This window comes from Pseudomonas sivasensis, from assembly GCF_052938085.1.
On sequence record NZ_CP176442.1, the window covers coordinates 1028748 to 1052647 of the forward strand.

Sequence of the window (23900 nt, forward strand, 5' to 3'; positions counted from 1 at the left end):
TCGGAGTGCTTCATGAAAACAACAATAAAGTTGGGCCTCGTTGCATCCTGCCTGAGCCTGTCTCTCGGCGCTCAAGCCCTCGAATTCGCCGGCTATTTGCGTAGTGGCGCGGGGACGTCAACCGGCAGTGGCCCGCAGCAATGTTTCCAACTGCCGGGCGCGCAATCCAAATACCGTTTGGGTAATGAATGCGAGCAATACGGCGAACTGGAACTGCGCCAGGACCTGCTGACCTTTGACGATGGCTCGGTGCTTAGCGTCGATGCCATGGCTTCCCTCTACAACAAGTACGACCGCGAGCTGAAATTCCAGGGCGAGAATAACGGCTCGGCGCGCATGCCGCAGATGTATGCGCAATGGTCGAACCTGCCCGCCCTCAACGGCGGTTCGGTGTGGGCCGGTCGGCGTTACTACAAACGTAACGACATCCATATCTCCGATTTCTACTACTGGAACCAGAGCGCCACCGGCGGCGGCATCGAGGACGTGCTGATCGGCGACCTTAAATACAGCTACGCCATTTCGCGCAAGGACAACCTGTACCAGAAGGAATACGCCACCCGTCACGACTTCAACGTCGCGGGCTTCAAGACCAACCCCGGCGGCGAGCTGGAGCTGGGCTTGAGCTATATCGAGAAAGCCGGCGGTCGCGATACCAACAGCGGCTGGGCACTGACAGCGCAGCACGTGCAAAAACCTTTCCTCGGCGGCAAGAACAAATTCGCCCTGCAATACGGCGAAGGCCCCGGCACTGGCCTGGGCTACACCGGCAATACCTTCCTGGATAAAAGCAGCAAAAGTTATCGCGCCGTGGAGTTCTTCGACTGGCAAGTGACCCCGCGCTTTGGTGGGCAGATCGAGGCGGTGTACCAGAAGGATATTCGCCCCGGCAGCCAGGACCAGACCTGGATGTCCATCGGCGTGCGCCCGGCCTATGCCCTCAGCGAGCAATTCAAACTGGTCACCGAGCTGGGCCATGATCAAGTCGATGCCAGCGGCGGTACGCGCAAGTTGAGCAAATTCACCTTCGCCCCGACATGGTCGCCCAAAGGTCCGGATTTCTGGGCACGGCCCGAAGTGCGCTTGTACTACACCTATGCCACCTGGAACGAAGCCGCCAAGCGTGCGGCGAATGAACTGGCGGCTGGTTCGGCGTTATCCGACACCGGGTCCTACGGCACCGCGCGGCATGGATCGAACTTTGGTGTGCAGGTCGAGTATTGGTGGAAGTGATCCCTCTTCTGCCCAATGATTTTTACAGAACCAAACAGCAGGTGACGTCATGACCGCAACTCAACCCCTGGAATTGCTGGCGCCTTTATCCGGCGTGCTGCTGGCGCTGGATCAGGTGCCGGACCCGGTGTTCGCCAGCCGCATGATCGGCGACGGCCTGTGCATCGATCCCACCTCGCAGACCTTGTGCGCACCGTTGACCGGGGTGGTCAGCAATATTCAGAACACGGGGCACGCGGTGAGTATCACCGACGACAACGGCGTGCAGGTGCTGATGCATATCGGCCTGGATACCGTGAACCTGGCGGGCAAGGGTTTCACCCGATTGGTCGAAGAAGGCCAGCGGGTGGAGGCCGGCGAGCCGCTGATCGAATTTGACGCTGACTACGTGGCGCTCAATGCCCGCAGTTTGCTGACCCTGATGCTCGTGGTCAGCGGCGAACCGTTCACCCTGCTGGCAAACGGTGCTGTCGACCTCGGCCAGCCGCTGTTGCAGGTATCCCCAGGCGAGCCGATTGAAGCTGCAAGCGAGGAGGAGGGTGATGCGCTGTTCTCCAAACCGCTGAGCCTGCCCAACGCCAATGGCCTGCACGCGCGCCCGGCGGCGGTATTTGCCCAGGCGGCGAAGGGGTTCAATGCGAGCATTTATCTGCACAAGCAAACCCAAAGCGCCAACGCGAAATCCCTGGTGGCGATCATGGCGCTGCAAACCGTGCAGGGCGATATCTTGCAGGTGAGTGCGGCGGGAGAAGAGGCTGAGGCGGCCATCAAGGCGTTGGTGGAATTGCTGGCGCAAGGGTGCGGCGAGCCGGTCGCGGCAACGGTGGCGGTGGTTGAGTCGGTGGTGTCTGCGACTGTGCTGCGAGGTGTTTGTGCATCGCCGGGTTCGGCGTGTGGTCATGTGGTGCAGGTGGCTGAGCCTGAACTGAACATCCCTGAAAAGGGCGCGGGCGAAGCGGTCGAGCGTGCCGCGCTGGCGCGTGCGCTGCGGGCTGCTACGGAAGCGCTGCAAACCTTGCAAGCCAAGGCGGTCGGCAGTGCCCAGGCGGAGATTTTCCGTGCTCATCAGGAATTGCTCGAAGACCCGACCCTGTTGGAACACGCCCATGGCCTGCTCGCCGCTGGCAAAAGCGCAGCATTTTCCTGGCACAGCGCCACGGCGGCCACGGTCAAGTTGTTCCAGGGGCTGGGCAATGCGCTGATCGCTGAGCGTGCAGCGGACCTGGCCGATGTGGGCCAGCGCGTACTCAAACTGATCCTGGAAATTGAGGACCGCGCCTGGGATCTGCCCGAGCGCGCCATCTTGATCGCCGAGCAACTGACCCCTTCACAAACCGCCAGCCTCGACACCGGCAAGGTGTTGGGGTTTGTTACGGTCGGCGGCGGTGCGACCAGCCATGTGGCGATCCTCGCCCGTGCTTTGGGTTTGCCAGCGATCTGTGGTGTGCCCGTGCAAGTACTGGCGCTGGCCAACGGCAAACACGTCCTGCTGGATGCCGATAAGGGTGAGCTGCACTTGGAGCCGAACCAGGCTGAGATCGAACAGTTGAAAGCCGCACGTCAACAACAGGCACAGCGACAGCAGCGCGACGTTGCACAGGCTGCGTTGCCCGCCATCACGCGCGACGGCCATCACGTTGAGGTCACGGCCAACGTCGCCTCATTGCAGGAGGTGGAGCAGTCGCTGACTCTCGGCGGTGAAGGGGTCGGCTTGCTGCGTTCGGAGTTTCTGTACCTCGACCGCAACCGCGCGCCGAGCCCGGAGGAGCAGGCCAGCACCTACACGGCCATCGCCCGCGCCCTGGGCGCTGAGCGCAACCTGGTTGTGCGCACGCTGGACGTGGGCGGCGACAAACCGCTGGCCTACGTGCCGATGGAGGCCGAGACCAACCCGTTCCTGGGCTTGCGCGGCATTCGCCTGTGCCTGGAGCGCCCGGAACTGTTGCGCGAACAGTTCCGCGCGATCCTCGCCAGCGCCGGCCTGGCGCGGCTGCATATCATGTTGCCGATGGTCAGCCTGCTGTCGGAACTGCACCTGGCCCGCAGGATTCTCGAAGAAGAAGCGCTGGCGCTGGGGGTGGGCGAGTTGCCGAAGCTGGGGATCATGATCGAAGTGCCCTCTGCGGCGTTGATGGCAGACGTGTTTGCGCCCCATGTGGATTTCTTCTCCATCGGCACCAACGACCTGACCCAATACACCCTGGCCATGGATCGCGACCACCCACGCCTGGCCAGCCAGGCGGACAGCTTTCACCCGGCGGTATTGCGCTTGATCGCCACCACCGTCAAGGCCGCCCATGCCCATGGCAAGTGGGTTGGCGTATGCGGCGCGCTGGCGTCCGAAGCGCTGGCGGTGCCGGTGCTGATCGGGCTGGGGGTGGATGAGTTATCGGTCAGCGTGCCGTTGATCCCGACCATCAAGGCCACCGTGCGCGAGCTGGACCTGGTCGACTGCCAGAGCATTGCCCGTCAGGTGCTGGGCCTGGAAGAGGCCGCCCAAGTGCGCGAGGCCTTGCGTGGCTTTCACGCGGCGACTGTCGAAACCTCATCTGTGCTGGAGAACTGAGCATGTTGGATAAATTGAAGCAGGCGTTCTGGAAAGCCCTGACCCCGGATTTGATTGCCGAAACGGTCGAGGCGCCGACGCAGAGTCTAGTGTCGGCCGACGTGCTGAATGCGTTGGGTGGCGCGGATAACCTCACGTCGCAACAGCGTGTGGCACTGACGCGGGTTAGGGTGCAATTGCAGGATGTGGGGCGGTTGGATGAGTCGGCGTTGAAAGCGGCGGGTGTGCCGGGTGTGATGGTGTTGGCGGGAGGTGTGGTGCACCTGATCACTGGCCTACAAGACGACGGTGATCGAATGTGAGCCGTTTGAATGGGGTGGAATTGACTTGCTTGTGGTGAGCGGGCTTGTCCCGCGCTGGTTGGTGGCGTTTAGAGCTTAGGGTTGTCTTCCGCAGGCTTGGTCTTGTCCACACCTGGCACATGCAGGTTGCCTTCGACCACCTGGTTGCCTTCCAGCTGCGGCTGCGTCACCCACGTCAGAATGTCGTAGTAGCGCCGGATGTTCGCCACAAAGTGCACCGGCTCACCGCCCCGGGCGTAGCCGTAGCGGGTCTTGCTGTACCACTGCTTCTGCGACAGGCGCGGCAGCATTTTCTTCACATCCAACCACTTGTTCGGGTTCAGGCCTTCTTTCTTCGCCAGGGTGCGCGCGTCGTCCAGATGGCCGGTGCCGACGTTATAGGCGGCGAGGGCAAACCAGGTGCGGTCCGGCTCGGCGATGCTGTCGTCCAACTCATCCTTGATTTTGGCCAGGTACTTGGCGCCGCCCATGATGCTCTGCTTGGGATCCAGGCGATTGGACACGCCCATGGCCTGTGCGGTGTTCTGTGTCAGCATCATCAGGCCGCGCACGCCGGTCTTGGAGGTGACCGCCGGTTGCCACAGTGATTCCTGGTAGCCGATGGCCGCTAACAGGCGCCAGTCGACCTTTTCTTCCTTGGCATAGGCCCGGAAGTGTTTCTCGTATTTGGGTAGGCGCTGCTGCAGATGCTGGGCGAAGGTGTAGGCGCCGACATAACCGAGCACATCGACGTGCCCGTAATAGCGGTCTTTGAGACGTTGCAGGGTGCCGTTCTTTTCCACCTTGTCCAGGTAGCTGTTGATCTCGTTGAGCAGGCTGTTGTCTTCGCCGGCGGCCACGGCCCAGCTCTGGTTGCTGGCGTTGCCCAGGTCGAAGGCCACGCGTACGTTGGGGAAGTACACCTGGTTCATCGCGACTTCGTTGGAGTCCACCAGGGTCAGGTCGATTTGCCCCTCGTCCACCATGCGCAGCAGGTCGACCACCTCAACCGCGTCGGATTCTTCGTACTCGATTGCAGGGTTTTGCTTTTTCAGCTCGGCCAATTGCTCTGCGTGGGTACTGCCCTTGAGCACCATGATCTTTTTGCCCACTAGGTCCGCCGCGTTCGTCGGCCGTGACTGGCCGTTGCGGTAGATGACCTGCGGAGTGACTTCAAGGTAAGGATGGGAGAAACGCACCTGTTGCTGGCGCTGCTCGCTGCTGACCAGGCCGGCGGCGGCGAGCACCGGGCCATTGGTCTTGCCCAGTTGGCCGAACAGGTCGTCGAGGTTATCGGCAGTCTCGATCTCCAGCTTCACGCCCAGGTCGTCGGCAAAGCGCTTGACCAGTTCATATTCGAAACCGGTTTCACCGTTGCGGTCCTGGAAATACGTGGCCGGGCTGTTCCGGGTAATGACCCGCAATACGCCATCCTCCTTGATTCGCTCAAGCGTGCTGGGTTTATCAACACAGGCGCTGAGCATCAGGAAGAGTCCGGTGGCGATGAGCCATTTGGCGCATCGCGGGCGCAAAGCAGTTGGTGAGAACATCTGCGCAGTATACGCAAACGGCCCACGGCGCCATATCTCGACAGCGGGGGACTTGTCTGCTAGCGCCGCCAAAACTGTGCTGCAGCCCGCAGAAACGTGGCTTGGCGGGCAAATGTGACGGTTAAAATAACTACGCGCAATGCCTTGGATAACGCCCCGATAGTGTGCAAACCGTGCCAACTGACGTCCGGCAGCAGCCAGCGATGCCGTTTCGGGTGCCGTTGGCGATGGTTTACGCTAGAATGCACGGCCTCAAAGCACACCCCTTCCCGAGGCTGTCCCGAAGATGTTGATCCTGCGCGGCGCTCCTGCCCTTTCTGCCTTTCGCCACAGCAAACTCCTTGAACAACTGAGCCAGAAGGTTCCAGCGGTTACAGGCCTGTATGCTGAATTTGCTCACTTCGCCGACGTTACCGGCGTATTGACCGCCGACGAACAGCAAGTGCTCGCACGCCTTCTGAAGTACGGCCCAAGCGTTCCCGTTCAAGAGCCGACCGGCCGCTTGTTCCTGGTTCTGCCACGGTTCGGCACCATCTCGCCCTGGTCGAGCAAGGCCAGCGACATCGCCCGCAACTGCGGCCTGGAAAAAATCCAGCGCCTGGAGCGCGGTATCGCCTTCTACGTTGCCGGCCAGTTCAGCGATGCCGAGGCCGAGCTGATCGCCAGCAGCCTGCACGACCGCATGACCCAGATCATCGTCAGCCAGCTCGAACAGGCTGCCGGTCTGTTCAGCCACGCCGAGCCCAAGCCGCTGACCGCGATTGACGTGCTTGGCGGTGGCCGCGCCGCCCTGGAGAAGGCCAACACCGAACTGGGCCTGGCCCTCGCCGAAGACGAGATCGACTACCTGGTCAACGCCTTCAACGGCTTGAAGCGCAACCCGCACGACATCGAACTGATGATGTTCGCCCAGGCCAACTCCGAGCATTGCCGTCACAAGATTTTCAACGCCAGTTGGGACATCGACGGCCAGAGCCAGGAAAAAAGCCTGTTCGGCATGATCAAGAACACCTACGTGATGCACAGCGAAGGCGTTCTGTCGGCGTATAAGGACAACGCCTCGGTGATCGTCGGCTCCGTCGCCGGCCGTTTCTTCCCGGATCCAGAGACCCGCCAGTACGGCGCGGTTCAGGAACCGGTGCACATCCTGATGAAAGTCGAAACCCACAACCACCCGACCGCGATTGCCCCGTTCCCTGGCGCAGCCACCGGTTCCGGCGGTGAAATCCGTGACGAAGGTGCTACCGGACGTGGCGCCAAGCCAAAGGCCGGCCTGACCGGTTTCACCGTGTCCAACCTGCAGATCCCTGGCTTTGAACAGCCGTGGGAAGTGCCGTACGGCAAGCCTGAGCGCATCGTTACCGCCCTCGACATCATGATCGAAGGCCCGCTCGGCGGCGCCGCGTTCAACAACGAGTTCGGTCGCCCGGCTCTGACTGGCTATTTCCGTACCTTCGAACAGTCCATCACCACGCCCCATGGTGATGAAGTGCGCGGTTACCACAAGCCGATCATGTTGGCCGGCGGCATGGGCAACATCCGTGAAGAACACGTCAAGAAAGGCGAGATTCTGGTCGGCTCCAAGCTGATCGTGCTGGGTGGCCCGGCGATGCTGATTGGCCTGGGCGGCGGTGCTGCTTCCTCTATGGCAACCGGCACCAGCTCGGCTGATCTGGATTTTGCTTCCGTACAGCGTGAAAACCCGGAAATGGAGCGTCGCTGCCAGGAAGTCATCGACCGTTGCTGGCAGTTGGGTGACAAGAACCCGATCAGCTTCATCCATGACGTCGGTGCTGGTGGTTTGTCCAACGCCTTCCCGGAACTGGTCAACGATGGCGACCGTGGTGGCCGTTTCGAACTGCGCAACATTCCAAACGACGAGCCGGGCATGGCCCCGCACGAAATCTGGAGCAACGAATCCCAAGAGCGTTACGTGCTGGCCGTCGGCCCTGAAGACTTCGCGCGCTTCCAGGCCATCTGCGAACGCGAGCGCTGCCCGTTTGCCGTTGTCGGCGAAGCCACTGCCGAGCCGCAACTGACGGTCACTGACAGCCACTTCGGCAACAGCCCGGTGGACATGCCCCTCGAAGTGCTGCTGGGCAAAGCCCCGCGCATGCACCGTTCAGCGGTGCGTGAAGCCGAGCTGGGCGATGATTTCGACCCAAGCACACTCGAACTGGCCGACAGCATCGAACGCGTGCTGCATCACCCGGCCGTGGCGAGCAAAAGCTTCCTGATCACCATCGGCGACCGCAGCATCACCGGCCTCGTAGCCCGTGACCAAATGGTCGGCCCATGGCAGGTGCCGGTGGCCGACGTTGCCGTCACCGCCACCAGCTTCGACGTCTACACCGGTGAAGCCATGGCCATGGGCGAGCGTACGCCGCTGGCCCTGCTGGACGCCCCGGCGTCGGGCCGCATGGCCATTGGTGAAACCCTCACCAACATCGCCGCGTCGCGTATCGGCAAACTGTCTGACATCAAACTGTCGGCCAACTGGATGTCCGCTGCCGGTCACCCGGGTGAGGATGCGCGTCTGTATGACACCGTAAAAGCGGTCGGCATGGAGCTGTGCCCGGAACTGGGCATCACCATTCCAGTGGGCAAGGACTCGATGTCCATGGCCACCCGTTGGAACGAAGACGGCACCGACAAGAGCGTGACCTCGCCGCTGTCGTTGATCGTGACCGGTTTTGCACCGGTTACCGATGTTCGCCAGACCCTGACCCCGCAACTGCGCATGGACAAAGGCACCACCGATCTGATCCTGATCGACCTGGGCCGTGGCCAGAACCGCATGGGCGCCTCGATCCTCGCGCAAACCCACGGCAAGCTCGGCAAAGTGGCGCCGGACGTTGACGACGCTGAAGACCTCAAAGCCTTCTTCGCCGTGATCCAGGGCTTGAACGCCGACGGCCATCTGCTGGCTTACCACGACCGTTCCGACGGCGGCCTGCTGACCAGCGTTGTCGAGATGGCGTTTGCCGGTCACTGCGGCCTGAACATCGTGCTCGACAGCGTTGCCGAGGATGCATCCGAGATCAACGGCATCCTGTTCAACGAAGAGTTGGGCGCCGTGATCCAGGTTCGCCAGGACGCGACCCCGGACGTACTCGCTCAATTCAGCGCCGCTGGCCTGGACGACTGCGTGGCGGTGATTGGCCAGCCGATCAACAACGGTGAAATCAATATCTCGTTCAATGGCGATACAGTGTTTGCCGGTCAACGCCGTCTGCTGCAACGCCAGTGGTCCGAGACCAGCTACCAGATCCAACGCCTGCGTGACAACGCCGATTGCGCCGAGCAGGAATTCGACGTGATCCTGGAAGAAGACAACCCGGGCCTGAGCACCAAGCTCAGCTTCGACGTCAACCAGGACATCACCGCGCCGTACATCAAGAAAGGCATTCGCCCACAAGTTGCTGTGCTGCGTGAGCAGGGCGTCAACGGCCAGGTGGAAATGGCGGCGGCGTTCGACCGTGCCGGCTTCAATGCGATTGACGTGCACATGAGCGATATCCTCGCCGGTCGCGTTGACCTCAACGAGTTCAAAGGCCTGGTCGCTTGCGGCGGTTTCTCCTACGGCGACGTGCTGGGTGCCGGTGAAGGCTGGGCCAAGTCGGCCCTGTTCAACAGCCGTGCCCGCGATGCGTTCCAAGGCTTCTTCGAGCGCAACGACAGCTTCACCCTGGGTGTGTGCAACGGTTGCCAGATGATGTCCAACCTCAGCGAACTGATCCCGGGCAGCGAGTTCTGGCCGCACTTTGTGCGTAACCGTTCCGAGCAGTTCGAAGCCCGTGTCGCCATGGTGCAGGTGCAGGAGTCCAACTCGATCTTCCTGCAAGGCATGGCCGGTTCGCGCATGCCGATCGCCATCGCCCACGGCGAAGGCCATGCGGAGTTCGCCAGCGAAGAAGCCTTGCTCGAAGCCGACCTGTCCGGTTGTGTGGCCATGCGCTTCGTCGACAACCACGGCAAAGTCACCGAAAACTACCCTGCCAACCCGAACGGCTCGCCGCGCGGGATCACCGGCCTCACCAGCCGCGACGGCCGCGTGACCATCATGATGCCGCACCCTGAACGTGTATTCCGCGCTGTGCAGAACTCGTGGCGCCCGGAAGAGTGGAACGAAGACGGTGCGTGGATGCGCATGTTCCGTAACGCTCGCGTTTGGGTGAACTAAGGTCGTGTACAAGCTTGCCTTCTTTGTGCCCGACAGCCATGTAGAGACGGTGAAAACCGCCGTCTTTGCAGCCGGCGGCGGGCGCATTGGCGACTACGACAACTGCGCCTGGCAAGTGCTGGGCCAGGGCCAATTCCGCGCGTTGGACGGCAGTCAGCCGTTTATCGGCCAGGTTGGCCAGGTCGAAGTCGTCGAAGAATGGAAGGTCGAGTTGGTGGTGGCGGATGCGCTGATCGTGGCTGTTGTGGCCGCGTTGAAGCTGAGCCACCCCTACGAGACACCGGCGTATGAGGTATGGCAGTTGGCGGATTTCTGATTCGTTGACGGCATAAACAAGAAACCCGCTGGGCCAGTTTGGTCAGCGGGTTTTTTTTTGCCTGGATTACGGCGCGGGCGTCAGTTGTACCTGGGCGCGTACGGCGTCGATCAAGGTGGTCTGGTAGAGGAAGCGCTGCTGCGCCATGCCCCAGCGATCGATGTAGAACAGGCCCTGGTCATCGACCTGGATCGGGGTCGAGACGATTTCGCCGCTGCGGGATTTGTGCAGCAGGTTGCTTTCGGCCATTGACGGGTGTTCGACCAGAAAGTGTCCGGACACTTTCAGTCGGGTGCGGTCCAGCGGTACGAATGCGGCAGGCTCACGCATGCCAGCCACGCCGACCTTTAGCGTGAAGTCGCTGCGCAGTGCCGTCCAGCGGGTTTCCAGGCCTGTCTCCCAGCGGCCGGGGCGGATGGGGGACGACAGGTTGGGCGCAGCATCGCGGATATGCAGGCTGGCGGCGCCTTGCAGCTCGGCCAGGCCGGGCACTTGCAGGTGGGTGTTGGTGTGGGCGCTGCCGATGAACGCCACCCATTTGTGTGGGCCGTGCGCCGCCTGGTCAGCGTCGATCACCCGTGACGCGAAGTAGCTGAACATCTGGTTGCGCGCCTCTGTGTTGGCGCCCTTGACGTGGTAACTGGCGGTGCAGTCGAGTGCGCGTACACGCAACCCATATTTGTTGGCTTGCTGGATCACTTCGAAGTAGGTGTTGGCGCCACTGTAGAGCGGCATGTGCCCGGCATCCTGGCGTTTGAGGTAGTCCTTGAGCGCGGGCGAAAGGCGTTTGGATTGGCGGAAGGCATCCAGCTCGGCCTGGTGCAGGTCGGTGAGCAAATGTTCGACGTACAGCGTGTCGAACTTGAGCGCCTTGAGTTGCTTCATGTGTTTGATCAGGAACGCCTTGCTCGTCTGCGCGCTGTGGGCCTCGCCGATGACCAGCCCCGCCAGCCGGCTTTCGCTGACAGCGCGCAGAAACGGTTCCGGCTGCGTCTGCCCGCTGAGTCGCGACAGTTCCGGGCGAGCCGGCAGGGTGTGCTGGCTGAAGTACTGCTGTGCATCCTGGGTCAGACGCTCCCGCGTTTTCTTGAACACTGAAAACGCCTTGCGGTGCTCGGGGGCCGGCAGGAAATGACTGTCCAGGCCGTGGGACTGGTATGACTGGGTCTGGATGCTTTCGCGCAGGTCCGCAGCGATATCGTAGTCGCTGTAATGCGTGACCGTTGCCGCACCACTCGACGGGGCACTGGATTCTACGGTTCGTTCAGGCCCGCGCACGGCCAGGGTGTAATCGGCGGAAGCGTCGCTGGCGTCGATGCGCAAACCCACGGCGTGGTCAGCGCCGACATTCTCCACGCGCACAGCAACCGCCTTGTGCAGATCGGCCAAGCCCGGGACTTGATCGGCCGCGCGCATGCGCGCGGGGTCCAATAGGGCAACCCAGCGCTCATCGGGCAGGGCTTCGCTGTCGCCTTGCAGGACTTTGTGCGAGTAGAAGTTGCGCAACGCGGTGCTGCGCGTTGTGGTGGGTGGGGTGTCGCCGAGGTTGAGGGCATCATCCAGGTCGTAGCAGGTCGAGGCGTCCAGTGCCTTGATCTTGATGCCTTTGGCCGAAGCCTTGCGTACCAGCGCCACGTAGGAAAATTCGGCGTTGTCGGCAAAGCCCATTGCCTTGTCGACGAGCTTCAGATGCCGCTCGATGTGCTTCCAGGATTTGCCGCTGTTGAGCTTGTCCAGTTTCAGGCGAAACACATCACCGGGCAGGTATTCGATGTACAGGCGCTTGAAGCCTTTGTTGAGCAGCGCGTCGATGTTCTCGATAAGCACCTGCTGGCCGACACCGCTGCCGGGGATGGCGCCAATGATCAGGTTCGGTGCGCGGCTAAATGCGGGGTTATCGGTGAGCGTGGCCAACGATGTCTCCCGCGTTACCGTAGGTACCTCGGCACGGGGCGCGACGGGCGGCTGCTGGCGGAAAAAGTCCTCGGCGTCGCGGGTCAGTTGGCTGACTTGTTGCTGATACACATCGCGCACCGGCTGCAATTCTCGGGACGCCGCAGCGACGGTGACGTGCGGGTTTTGGTACACCCAGTCACCCTGTTGGCGCAGTTGCGCCGTAAGGTCGGGGTTGAGCACCTGCTCCAGTTTGTCCGCGTACTGGGGGGGCATCTCGTAGTGCTTGAGTGCGTCGGGGTCCTGCGGGACTTTTTGATATTTCGGCGCGCCGCCAGTCACTCCGGTACGGCGCCATACACCTTGGGCATCCGGTGCGGCGAGGCGGGTGGTGGAGACCAGCTTGCCGGTGCCCGGGTCGAGGCGATAGAGCAAATAGCGTCCGATCGGGTCCGGAGTCTGATGAGCCCAGAGATATTCGCCATTGAACAGCACCGATTGCATCCCCGCAGGCTTGAGTGGCGCGGGTTCCACGGCGCTGATCAACTGCAGCGTCGGGCTCTGTACGAGGCGCCTTGGGGCCTGGCGCACGGCGAACTGTTTCAAGGTGCCGAGGGCCGGGCGCAGGTCGGTGAACAGCCCGCCGGCGCTGTTGAGCAGGTAACCCATCAAGTGTTCCAGGGCCTGGGCGTTGTCGCCTTGGTGGTAAGCGTGCAGAGCCAGCATGGCGTCCTTGAACGCCAGCGCCAGGCCGATGCTCAGGCTCAGCACTGGAAAAGGCGCGGTAGCGATGGCGGCAACCCATTCCACACAGGTCCAGGCGATGCCGCTGATCATCTGATTGCGGTTGACGGTAGTCGCGTGAACATCATCAATGGTGCGTTGCAGCTTGAGGTCATACACCTCGCGCCGCAGGTCCTGGATCTGGGTTTGCGCGCGTATCGGGTCATAGCGCGGCGGGCTGATGCTGGTTTTATCCAGCCCTTCAGGCAACTGGTGCCGGGCGTCCTCCAGGAATGTGCGCACTCGTCCCTGGGACTGCACCGCGACGCGTTGCACCAGGTAACCGAGCATGCCGGGCAGTTTTTTCAGCAAGTAGTTGAACTGCCTGGCTTCGCGCACGCTGATGCCATCCGGAGCATTGGGGGTGTAGAGCAGCGTTGGGTCATCGGCATGGGTGAACAGATAGCAGCCGATCACCCAGTCGCCGTCGATGACCAGGCGGTGGATCCCATGGTCGCGGCGGATGGCCGGTGCCGTCTCGCCCATCTTCGCAATACTGCGCTCCAGCCATTCCCGGTCGATGGACGCGATATCCCCCTGCAAGTGAGATTCCAGAGCGGCACTGCGCAATTGCCATTGAGTAATGGCTAGTGTGGTATCGCGGCGCAGCTTGTAGTCCGGGCTGCCGACGTTCAGTAGGCGTGTCTTGATCTCATCGATGTAGCGCTGGCCGATCCAGACGCCGGTGACCGAGCGTGCGACTTTTTCGGCGGTCAATGGGCTCAGGTCGATGCCTTCGGGGCCTTTGAAGCGTGCCGAACGCGAGAACTTTTCGTCGAGAAAACCGATGCCGTCGGCATAGCCGTCGCGATACAGCTGGGTGTAGTTGATGGGCGCAGCCTTAGCCGACCCCGGTGAGTAGGCCCAAACAGTGTCGGGGTCGACATCGTTGCGTGGGCGTCCCAGCAGCTCATTCAGACGGGCGCGCGCCTGCTCATGCAGGTAAGCGCTGAAGCCCGGCACTTGCGTCTCGGACAACGAATAATCGTTGTAGGCGCGCAGACCGCCTTTGGTGTCGTCCGCCAGTTTCATCAGGGTTCGCCGCGTGGTCAGCGGCGCCGCGCGGAACCAGGTGGGCGTGCTGAACTCATCGTCATCCAGGCGCGTGGCCAACACATGGGTGGCCATGGCCTTGAGGCAATCGGCATGGCTGCCGGCGTGTCCGAAGCTGATTTCGCGGTGTTCCTGGGCGTGAAACTTGTAGCTCAGGCCGCTGAGCACCTGTTTCATCTTGGCCCGAAAGCGCAGGGCGACGCGGCTGATCAGGTAATCGGTGAGGGTACCTGGCGGCGATTTGAGGCCATTGTCCAAAGTCCAGCCGAGGATGTGGTTCTGGCAGGCAATTTCACTGTCGAACGCCTGGAACTGTTGCTCGCGCGGAGCCTGCGGCGTACACAGCAACACGCGGTCGACGGCGCCGCTGGCGTCGCGCCGGAGCAGCACCCACAGGTCTTGCAGTTGGGCCTCGTGCAGCGCCAGGGTCGTGGCGCTCAGCAATGGATCGCTGCCTTGGCGCACGCGTTGGATCAGTTCGAAATCGTCAGCAGTGAGATGCCCCTGCAGCATTGCGGTGCAGGCCAGCGCGTTGATTCTGTGGTCGAGCATGGCTTCGATGGCCTGGCACAGCTCGGTCTTGGCATGCAGCTGCTTTTGCAGGTCCCTGAAGTCGATACGCGGTTGCAACGTGCCCATTTGTTGCGCGAGCCAGGCCGGCGTCAGCGCGGCGTAGGTGTCGGGCAGTGGCGCGCCGTCGTAGCTGAGGCTGGTCTTTTCGAGGAAATCGGAACCGGCGTTTTCATCGTCGGGATGCAGGCCACGCAAGGCCAATTCGACCAGGTCGCGTTTGTGGCTGTATTCACCGATCGGTGTGACGGCGCGGCGGGTGGTCACCAGCAAGCGTTGTGGTTCCAGGTCGTGGATATCCAGGTCATCGCTCAGGCGCTCCAGCCATTGGTGGCGTGCCAGGGTGTACGGCGTGGCCAGGGCGCCGAACAGTTGTTCCAGGCGCTGCCGGGACTGGTCGTAATGCTGCAAGTGTTCGGCGAGTCGTGCGCGTTGGGTGTCTGAGGCGCTGCGGTACCAGTCTGGCGCGCTGTGCCGTAACCATCGGTCGAGCAGCAATTGGGCGCGCCATTGCAGTCGCGCGCCGAGGTCGGGCACGGCGCCGACGATGGCCTGCTCCAGCGCATTGATCAGTGCCTGCGCGTCAGTGTGCGGGTTGTCCACCAGGCTCAGGGCGCGGTCGATGTCGGCGCTGCGCTTGGCGATCAGTTGGTTGTCGAGGTGCTCGAACAGTGGCCGTTCGCTGATCGGGGTCAATGCCAGCGGCCAGATGGCTTGCGGCGTCAGTGTGCGGTAGTCGGTTGCCAGCATGCCCATGAAGTGAGCGCGCTCGGCGGCGGTGTCCAGGCGTTGGAACAGATCGCTGTCGAGGTCGGCCAGTGAGGCGAAAAACTCAATCCCGCGCGAGGGAGTGAACAGTGCCACGCGGCCAACCGGCGTGCTCGATTGAAGCTCGCTTACCACCGGGCTTGAATGTTCGGTCAGCACAAACGCACCGGCCAGTTCGATGGTTTGCTCCTGGTATTCAAAGGTCAGTGCATACAGGCCGGGGCGTTGCGTGACGCCCAGTGGTACGCGGTCCAGGATCGCCTGCTCTTGAGGGTGGAACAGGCGATCGGCGACCGCGAGTGCGGTTTCGTGGGTCAGTGCGATGTAGCCGGCTTCAAAGGTCATGAAGGATTTGCGCGCTTTGCCGTCGATCTGCTCGCGGCTATCCATGTCCAGCAATTGCGTGTTGAGCGTGGCCTTGAGCGTGGTCAGCAGGGCCTGACCTTCAGTACTGCGCAGATCGCTGTTGGCCAGGTTCTGGTACAGCACGCGGCTGTTTGTCAGGAACTGCTGGCGGTAGTTTTCCAGATGGGTATTCAGGCGCTCCAGGTACGCGAGTGGAGGCGACGCTGGCTGCGTCGGCAGCAGCGGTGCATCGAGGTCGAGCAGGTGATGGCCGATCAAGTTGAGTGAGCCTTTGATCTCGTCAAAGGTCAGGGGTGGGGTGGAAGTGCTCACGGGCACAGGCTCCATGCTGAGGATTGGAGCCCTCAGCATGGGCACGACCGCCCTGAACAGGGCGGTAGATAGGTAGGTCAGGCGCCGGCGCGGACTGGCTGGCGAGAGGTCAAGGCCTTGAGTGCGGCGCTTAAGCCTTGGGCCTGCTCGCCGACCAGCAGGTGCCACACACCGGCGTCGATCCGGCTGACACCCTGGCAACCGAGTGCCGTGAGCTGCGCCTGCGACAGCGCGTTTTCGTCGGACAGGTGCAGGCGCAGGCGGGTCATGGCCACGCATTCCAACTGGACGACATTGGCCTGACCGCCCAGCGCATCCAGCCATTGCTGCGCCACGGTCGAGGCAACGTTGCTGGCTTGAGTCGGCGCAGTGGCGCTGGCAGGTGATGTGCTGACGGAGGTCGGCATCGCCAGACGAATCTCATCGGCAATGCTGTCTGCCAGCGGCCCGACCACTACCTGCAAACTGCCGCCGTTGCCCGGCCGCACGATAGCCATCGCCCCCAGGGCTTTGAGCTCGGCATCCACTGCCTTGTTGCGGTCAACCATGTCCAGGCGCAGGCGAGTGGTGCAGGCACCGACGCTCAGCAGATTGTCCGCGCCGCCCAAGGCGCGGATGTACGCCGTGGCGCGCTGGTTGTCGCTCATTGCTTCGGCCGGTGCCACTTGGCCGTCTTCACGGCCCGGGGTTTTCAGGTTGAAGCGGCGAATGCAGTAGCTGAACACCGTGTAGTAGATCGCTGCGTACGCCAGCCCCACCGGCACCACCAGCCAGCCATTGGTGGACTTGCCCCAGCCCAGCACCATGTCGATAAACCCGCCGGAGAAGGTAAAGCCCAGGTGGATATTCAGCATATTGGTCACGGCCATCGACAGACCGGTGAGCAGCGCATGGATCAGGTACAGGAACGGCGCGAGAAACATGAATGCGAATTCAATCGGCTCGGTCACGCCGGTGAGAAACGAGGTCAGCGCCATCGATAGGAAGATCCCGCCCATCACCTTGCGCCGTTCCGGCAGGGCGTTGCGGTACATCGCCAGGCACGCGGCAGGCAGGCCGAACAGCATCACCGGGAACATGCCGGTCATGAATTGGCCTCCTTTGGGGTCACCGGCAAAATAGCGGGTCAAGTCGCCGGTCACTACGGCGCCGGTGGCCGGGTCGGTGAAGCTGCCGAACACAAACCAGGCCATGTTGTTGAGGATGTGGTGCAAGCCGGTGACGATCAGCAGGCGGTTGAACACGCCGAACACGAACGCGCCGATGCTGCCGCTTTCCATCAGCAGCACGCCGAAACTGTTGATGCCGTGCTGGATCGGCGGCCAGATCAGGCCAAAGATCACCCCCAGCCCAACCGCTGAGAACCCGGTGACAATCGGCACGAACCGTCGCCCGCCGAAGAAGGCCAGGTACTCAGGCAGCTTGATGTCCTTGAAACGGTTATACAGCGCACCGGCCATCAGGCCGCTGGCGATCCCGGCGAGCATGCCCATGTTGATGCTGGTGTCCATCACCTTGAGGGTAGAGATCATCACCAAGTAGCCAATCGCACCGGCCAGCCCGGCTGTGCCGTTATTGTCGCGGGCAAAGCCCACGGCGATACCGATGGCGAAGATCAGCGCCAGGTTGGCGAAGATCGCCTGGCCGGCATCGTGCATCACTGCGATGTTGAGCAGGTCGGTATCGCCCAGGCGCAACAGCAGGCCGGCAATCGGCAGGATGGCGATAGGCAGCATCAGCGCGCGGCCCAGGCGTTGCAGGCCTTCGATGAACAGTTGGTACATGGCGGGTCTCCTTTTTCTTGTTGTTGTCAGCTCAGCGGCCAGTGGTGTTGACAGGCTTGGCGTACGGCTTTGGCGCTGCTCAGGTCGAGCAGGCTAAGGCTCAGTTGCCGGCATTGCGCCGCATCCAGGTGGCGGACGCGGTCCTTGATTTCTGCGATTTGCGGCGGGCTCACCGACAGCTCGCTGACCCCCAGGCCGATCAGTGCGGGGGTGGCCAGCGGGTCAGACGCCAGCGCGCCGCAGACGCCAACCCAGCGCCCATGCTTGGCTGCGCCGTCGCAGGTTTGTGCGATCAGCCGCAGCAGCGCCGGGTGCAGCGCGTCGACCCGCGCGGCGAGTCCGGCGTGGTCGCGGTCCATGGCCAGGGTGTACTGGGACAGGTCATTGGTGCCGATGGACAGGAAGTCCGCATGTTCGGCCAGTTGTTCGGCCATCAGCGCGGCGGCGGGAACTTCGATCATCACCCCCAGTTCAGGGCGCTGGGTCAGCTTCAGCTGCGCACACAGTTCATCCAGGCGCCGGCGGATCTCCAGCAGTTCGTCGACTTCGCTGACCATCGGCAACAGGATGCGGCAGCGCGCCAACGGTGTGAGTTGCAGCAGCGCGCGCAGTTGCTGGTCGAGCAGTTCGGGACGCACCTGGGCCATGCGAATACCGCGCAGGCCCAAGACCGGGTTGGCTTCGACGGGCAGGGGCAGGTAGTCGAGTTGTTTGTCGCCGCCCACATCGATGGTGCGGATGATTACCGACTTGTCGCCCATGGCATCCAGCACGGCTTGATAGGCCTGGCGTTGCTCCTGTTCATCCGGCGCGGTGCGGCGGTCGACAAAGAGGAATTCGGTACGCAGCAGGCCGACACCATCGGCGCCGTTTTCAAACGCTGTCTGGGCTTCTGCGCTGGAGGCAACATTGGCAGCCACTTCAATGCTTACGCCGTCACTGGTGCGTGCCGGTTGGTGAGCCTGGGCCTGTTGCTGTTGGCGGCGCAGTTTTTGCGCGTCGCGAATCTGGTGCACTTGAGCGTGACGGGCTTCGCTGGGCGCCAGTTCCAGGCGACCGTTGGCGGCGTCCAGCACCACCCGCTGGCCTTGCGGTACGTCGAGGACTTCGCTGCCCAGCGCGACCACGCAGGGCAGCCCTTTGCCGCGCGCCAGAATCGCCACATGGGAGGTCGCGCCGCCTTCGGCCATGCACAGGCCGGCGGCCTGCTGCGCGCTCAGTTGCAGCAAATCCGAGGGCGTCAGTTCATGGGCGCTGACGATGGCGCCAGCGGGTAACTCGAAGTGCCAGGCTTCACCCAGCAAGGTGCGCAGCACGCGTTGTTGCAGGTCGCGCAGGTCGTTGGCGCGCTCGGCGAACAACGGCTTGCCCAATGCCAGCAGCACTGCGCACTGCGCCTGGATCGCATCGCGCCAGGCATGGGTGGCGGCGCTGCCTTGCTCGATGGCACCCGTGGCGGCTTCCAGCAGGGTCGGGTCTTCCAGCAGGGCCAGGTGGGCGGCGAAGATGTCTTCTTCCTCGACGTTTTTACGCTGGCGGGCGTGCTCCAGGGTGTTGCGAATTTCACCGCGCACCTGCTCCAGCGCCGTGTCCAGACGTTGCAGTTGTTCGTCGGCCGAATGCTGGCCCGTGTCTGCGGGCAGCTCGATACCGCTCAGGCGAAACAGCGGCCCGCAGACCAGGCCGGGCGCCGCGCAGACACCTTGCAATACACCGGCTTCGGTATTGGCTCGGCGTGGCGTAACGGAGGCAGGCGCGTGATGTTCTTCTTTCATCGGTGCAGACAGCGCGGCAACCAGGGCCTGCAAGGCCGCCTCGCAGTCCTTGCCCCGGCAAGTGACGCGCACTTCGTCGCCTTCGCCGATGCCGAGCCCCATCAAACCGATCAAGCTGTCGCAGGCGGCCGACTTGTCAGCGTAGTGCAAGCGCGCCTGGCTGCTGAAGCCCTGGGCCGTCTTGCGGATCAGCGCTGCGGGCCGAGCATGCAAGCCGCCTCGATGGGTGATGTGCAAACGGGCGCTGGCTTCTTCGATGGAGTTATCCACAGCCGTCTGAGCGGGCGCTGTCGACCGCGCGATGACCTGCATCAGTGGCTCGCCGACGTTGACGGTTTGCGACGCCAGAGGCAGCACGTCAAAGTGCTCGCCATTGGTTAGGATGATCAGGCTGATAAGGCTTTTGCACTGGCGCGCAATGCAATCCAGGTCAAACCGTACCAGTGCCTGGCCCAGGCTCACCCGCGCGCCCTGTTTGACCAGCAGCGCAAAACCTTCGCCCTTCAGCTCGACGGTGTCGATGCCCAGATGCATCAGCAGCTCGGCGCCATTGTCGGCGCGGATTGTCAGCGCGTGGCCGGTACGCGCGACGTGAATGATCTCGCCGTCGCAGGGCGCATGCAGGCAGTTATTAAGCGGGTCGATCGCAAGGCCGTCGCCCATGGCACCGCTGGCGAATACTTCGTCGGGGACGTTGCCCAGGGTCAGCACCGGCCCACTGAGGGGGGCGCTGAGGGTCACTGCATTATTGTTGTTAGACATGGGCACGGTACTCATCAGGAAAACACGGCACACCACTCAGTGAGTGCGGGTGACTTTGCTCAGGTGGCGCGGTTGGTCCGGGTCCATGCCGCGGGCGACCGCCAGACCGGCGGCCATGACGTAGAAACTCTGGATCGCCAGCACCGGGTCCAGGCTCGGGTGTTCGGCGCGGCTCAGGGTCAGGTCGCGTTCGGCGATATCGTCCGGCGCGGCCAACAGCACGCGGGCACCGCGCTGGCGCATGTCGGCGGCCAGGCTCAACAGGCCTGCCTGCTCGGCGCCGCGCGGGGCAAACACCAACAGTGGATAGTTGTCGCCGATCAAGGCCATCGGCCCATGGCGCACCTCGGCGCTGCTGAAGGCTTCGGCCTGGATCGCCGAGGTTTCCTTGAGCTTGAGTGCGGCTTCCTGGGCAATGGCAAAACCGGCGCCACGGCCGATCACCATCAGGCGCTGACTGTCGCGCAGGGCGTCGATGGCGCGGCTCCAATCCTGGCGGGCCGCTTCACGCAGGCCATCGGGCAACGCCTGGCAGGCTTGCAGCAGGTCGGCTTCCTGATTCCAGTGGCCGACCAACAGCGCGCTGGCGCTGAGGGTGGCGATAAAGCTTTTGGTCGCGGCCACGCTGAGTTCCGGCCCGGCGCACAGCGGCACGTGGAATTCACAGGCGGCTTCCAGCGGCGAGTCTTCGGCGTTGACCAACGAGATGCTCAAAGCCCCGCGCTTACGCAGCAGGCGCAGGCTGTTGACCAGGTCCGGGCTTTGGCCGGACTGCGAGAAACCGAACGCCACCTGGCCGCTGACCTTCAACGGCGCTTGCAGCAAGGTCACCACCGACATCGGCAACGACGCCACCGGAATGCCCACATGCTGCATGGCCAGGTAGGCGAAATAGCTGGCGGCGTGGTCCGAGCTGCCACGGGCGATGGTCATCGCCACTTGCGGCGGCTGGCGGCGCAGGCGGCCGGCGATTTCTTCCAGTGCCGGGTTCAGGCGTTGCAGTTGCGCCGCGACGGCGTCACAGGAGGCCAAGGCCTCTTCAAGCATTTTTGAAGACAATGGTTTCTCCTTCGACCATGACGTCGGTGAGTTGCAGGGAGCGGTCCAGGCGCACGCAGTCGGCAAAGCTGCCGGGTTGCAGGCGGCCGCGTTCTTCCAGGCCCAGGTAATCCGCAGGAAATTGCGACAGGCGTTGTGAGGCTTCGCTGATAGGCAGGCCGATCTTCACCAGATTGCGCAGCGCCTGGTCCATGGTCAGCGTGCTGCCGGCCAGGGTGCCGTCGACCAGGCGTACGCCGCCCAGGCATTTGGTCACGGTGTGGCTGCCCAGCTTGTATTCGCCATCGGGCATGCCGGCGGCGGCGGTGGAGTCGGTAACGCAATACAGGCAAGGGATCGACCGTAGCGCCACGCGTATCGCGCCGGGGTGCACATGCAGCAGGTCCGGAATCAACTCGGCGTACTTGGCGTGGGCCAGCGCGGCGCCGACGATCCCCGGCTCGCGGTGATGCAACGGGCTCATCGCGTTGTACAGATGGGTAAAACTGGTGGCGCCCGCGGCGAGGGCGGCGACGCCTTCTTCATAGCTGCCCAAGGTGTGGCCGATCTGCATGCGTACGCCGCGCTCGCTGAGGGTGCGGATCAGGGCGTCGTGGCCGGCGATTTCCGGGGCGATGGTGATCACTCGGATGGGCGCCAGGCGCAGGTACGACTCGACTTCTTCCATCAGCGCGGTGTGGGCGAAGTTGGGTTGGGCGCCAAGTTTGCCTGGGTTGATGTAAGGCCCTTCCAGGTGTACGCCGAGTACTCGGGCGCTGCCGGCAGGGCGCTGCTCGCAAAAGCCGCCGAGTTGACCGAGCACGCTGGAGATTTCATCCACCGGCGCGGTCATGGTGGTGGCCAGCAGCGAGGTGGTGCCAAAGCGCACGTGGGTGCGGGTGATGGTCTCGAAGGCGTCGATGCCTTCCATGATGTCCTTGCCACCGCCGCCGTGCACATGCAGGTCGATAAAGCCCGGCAGCAGGTAGGGCAAATCGTTTTGCGTCGGGTCGCAAGGCACGCCTTCAATGGCGGTCACCTTGCCGTGTTCATGCACCAGGCGGCCGCGAATCCAGCCGTGGGGCGTGAGGATATTATCTTCGGACATGGGCAGTTCTCTAAGGCCGCTACTCGGCGGCAAAGTCATATCGACGCAGCTCTGCGACAAAGTCGTAGTAGTCGTTGCGGCAGTAGGTGTCGGTGATTTCAATCGGTGTGTTGTCGGCGGTGTAGCCCACGCGGGTCATCAGCAGCATGGCGGTGCCGGGGGCGATGCCCACCAGGGCGGCGAACTCGTCCGAGGCGTTGACCGCCTGGATATGCTGCAAGGCACGGACGATGGGCTTGCCGATACTTTCCAGGTACTCGTACAGCGAGCTGCCGATGGCTTGCGGTTGCGGCAGCACCGAGGCGGGCATGGTGGTCATCTCAATGGCCATGACGGTGTCGTCGGCTTTACGCAAACGCTTGAGGCGCGCCACTTTGTCGGTTGGCGACAGGGCCAGGCGGATCAGCTCTTCATGGGTCGGCGGGGTGATGTCACGCTCCAGCCATTGGGAGCTGGGCACAAAGCCCTTGAGGCGCAACATCTCGCTGAAACCCGACAGGCGTGAGAGCGGCTGTTCCAGGCGAGGCGTGATAAAGGTACCGGAGCCCTGGCTGCGGCGGATCAGGCCTTGGGCAAACAACACTTCCAGCGCCTTGCGGGCGGTGACTCGCGAGATGCTCAGTTGCTCGCTAAGGACGCGTTCAGACGGCAATGCCTGTTCGGATTTCCACTCGCCGGCATGGATGGCCGCTTCCAGCTTGCGGGCCAATTGCAGGTAAAGCGGCGTGGATTGTTTGTCGTCAGGGCGCAGGGCCAGGATGGGATTCATCTGTCAGGTTTCCGATGCGTTATTGGAGTGTTGTCGCCCGGTATTGGCCGGAAATTAATACCACTTAAATACCATGTCAATGCAGCGAAAACGGTGAAAATCCGGTTTTTATGGCCCTATAACGGGGCTTGGTCTTAAGTGGTATTAGAGAGGTCTTTATGGCGCGCAGAACGGCGCAGCCCGCGCGGTGAACTGGTATTCACCGGCGGGCGCTGTTGAAGGCGGGAAAAATTTTCGAATTATTTTACGAACGGTCGACGATTACGGCCGAATTTCGATCAGGGTGCCGTCTTTGACCAGGGTCCAGACTTCACGCATATCGACGTTGCGCATGGCGATGCAGCCGTCGGTCCAGTCCAGGGTGTGGAACCACTGTTCGGGGTAGTCTTCGGTGTCAGGCGTGCCGTGGATCATGATCATGCTGCCGGGCTTCACTCCTTCGCGGCGCGCGCGGGCGGCGTCGCTGATATTGGGGTAGGAGATGTGCATGGCCAGGTTGAAGCGGTCGCTGGTCTTGCGCCAGTCGATCCAGTACAGGCCTTCCGGGGTGCGGCGGTCGCCCTCTATCAGCTTGTGGCCCTTGGGGTTTTTGCCCAGGGAAATGCGGTAAGTCTTGATCGGCTTGCCGTCGTTGATCAGTTGCAATTGATGGGCGGACTTGAGCACCAGGACTTTTTCGACGGTTTTGCCGCCCAGGGTCTCCACGGTAGAAGCCGGCGAAAGGGTAGCGAACGACAGGCAGAGCAGAGCAAGCAACCAACGCATTAAAACGATTTCCCTTGATGCCGGA

General features: G+C 62.7%; 13 protein-coding genes. 5 read left to right on the forward strand and 8 right to left on the reverse strand.

Annotated features, from left to right (window positions below):
• The first annotated feature begins 12 nt into the window (after nucleotides 1-12).
• The 3 genes from ACKZ62_RS04925 to ACKZ62_RS04935 are packed head-to-tail and all read left to right on the forward strand — an operon-like array spanning nucleotide 13 to nucleotide 4101.
• On the forward strand, nucleotides 13-1233 hold the full coding sequence (locus ACKZ62_RS04925; protein WP_447096393.1) for a maltoporin: 1221 nt from the start codon (nucleotides 13-15) through the stop codon (nucleotides 1231-1233).
• A gap of 49 nt (nucleotides 1234-1282) precedes the next feature.
• A complete protein-coding gene (ptsP, locus tag ACKZ62_RS04930) occupies nucleotides 1283-3799 on the forward strand; it encodes a phosphoenolpyruvate--protein phosphotransferase (RefSeq protein ID WP_447096394.1) in 2517 nt (838 codons plus the stop codon).
• A gap of 2 nt (nucleotides 3800-3801) precedes the next feature.
• Entirely contained in the window at nucleotides 3802-4101 is a 300-nt protein-coding gene (locus ACKZ62_RS04935; RefSeq protein WP_032890748.1) for a PTS sugar transporter subunit IIB, read from the forward strand.
• Nucleotides 4102-4169: 68 nt separating this feature from the next.
• Here the strand turns inward: ACKZ62_RS04935 and mltF are convergent, their stop codons facing one another.
• Nucleotides 4170-5630 carry a membrane-bound lytic murein transglycosylase MltF gene (gene mltF / locus ACKZ62_RS04940; RefSeq protein WP_032890750.1) on the reverse strand — a complete coding sequence of 487 codons (1461 nt, stop codon included), beginning with the start codon at nucleotides 5628-5630 and terminating at the stop codon, nucleotides 4170-4172.
• A gap of 286 nt (nucleotides 5631-5916) precedes the next feature.
• Between mltF and purL the strand changes: the two genes are divergently transcribed.
• Nucleotides 5917-9813, forward strand: coding sequence for a phosphoribosylformylglycinamidine synthase (gene purL / locus ACKZ62_RS04945; RefSeq protein ID WP_095185811.1), 3897 nt, complete (start codon nucleotides 5917-5919; stop codon nucleotides 9811-9813).
• 4 nt (nucleotides 9814-9817) lie between these two features.
• Nucleotides 9818-10129 (forward strand): YqfO family protein, encoded by a 312-nt coding sequence (locus ACKZ62_RS04950; protein ID WP_095185810.1) that lies wholly within the window; start codon nucleotides 9818-9820, stop codon nucleotides 10127-10129.
• Nucleotides 10130-10195: 66 nt separating this feature from the next.
• Here the strand turns inward: ACKZ62_RS04950 and ACKZ62_RS04955 are convergent, their stop codons facing one another.
• From ACKZ62_RS04955 to ACKZ62_RS04985, 7 genes are all read right to left on the reverse strand, one after another.
• Nucleotides 10196-15874, reverse strand: coding sequence for a membrane-targeted effector domain-containing toxin (locus tag ACKZ62_RS04955; protein ID WP_447096395.1), 5679 nt, complete (start codon nucleotides 15872-15874; stop codon nucleotides 10196-10198).
• Nucleotides 15875-15951: 77 nt separating this feature from the next.
• Nucleotides 15952-17658: an N-acetylglucosamine-specific PTS transporter subunit IIBC gene (gene nagE / locus ACKZ62_RS04960; RefSeq protein WP_447096396.1), complete on the reverse strand. Its 1707-nt coding sequence runs from the start codon at nucleotides 17656-17658 to the stop codon at nucleotides 15952-15954.
• A gap of 26 nt (nucleotides 17659-17684) precedes the next feature.
• Nucleotides 17685-20195, reverse strand: coding sequence for a phosphoenolpyruvate--protein phosphotransferase (gene ptsP / locus ACKZ62_RS04965; RefSeq protein WP_447096397.1), 2511 nt, complete (start codon nucleotides 20193-20195; stop codon nucleotides 17685-17687).
• A 36-nt stretch (nucleotides 20196-20231) separates the two neighbouring features.
• The gene (locus ACKZ62_RS04970; protein WP_032890762.1) at nucleotides 20232-21242 is read right to left on the reverse strand and encodes an SIS domain-containing protein; all 1011 of its coding nucleotides are present in this window, start codon (nucleotides 21240-21242) and stop codon (nucleotides 20232-20234) included.
• Nucleotides 21235-22341 (reverse strand): N-acetylglucosamine-6-phosphate deacetylase, encoded by a 1107-nt coding sequence (gene nagA, locus ACKZ62_RS04975; protein ID WP_447096398.1) that lies wholly within the window; start codon nucleotides 22339-22341, stop codon nucleotides 21235-21237. The genes ACKZ62_RS04970 and nagA overlap by 8 nt, the downstream gene beginning before the upstream one ends.
• A gap of 19 nt (nucleotides 22342-22360) precedes the next feature.
• Nucleotides 22361-23110, reverse strand: a complete 750-nt coding sequence (locus ACKZ62_RS04980; protein WP_032890767.1) for a GntR family transcriptional regulator — start codon at nucleotides 23108-23110, stop codon at nucleotides 22361-22363.
• Between the two features lie 261 nt (nucleotides 23111-23371).
• Nucleotides 23372-23875 (reverse strand): L,D-transpeptidase family protein, encoded by a 504-nt coding sequence (locus ACKZ62_RS04985; RefSeq protein ID WP_095185804.1) that lies wholly within the window; start codon nucleotides 23873-23875, stop codon nucleotides 23372-23374.
• Between the last annotated feature and the right edge of the window lie 25 nt (nucleotides 23876-23900).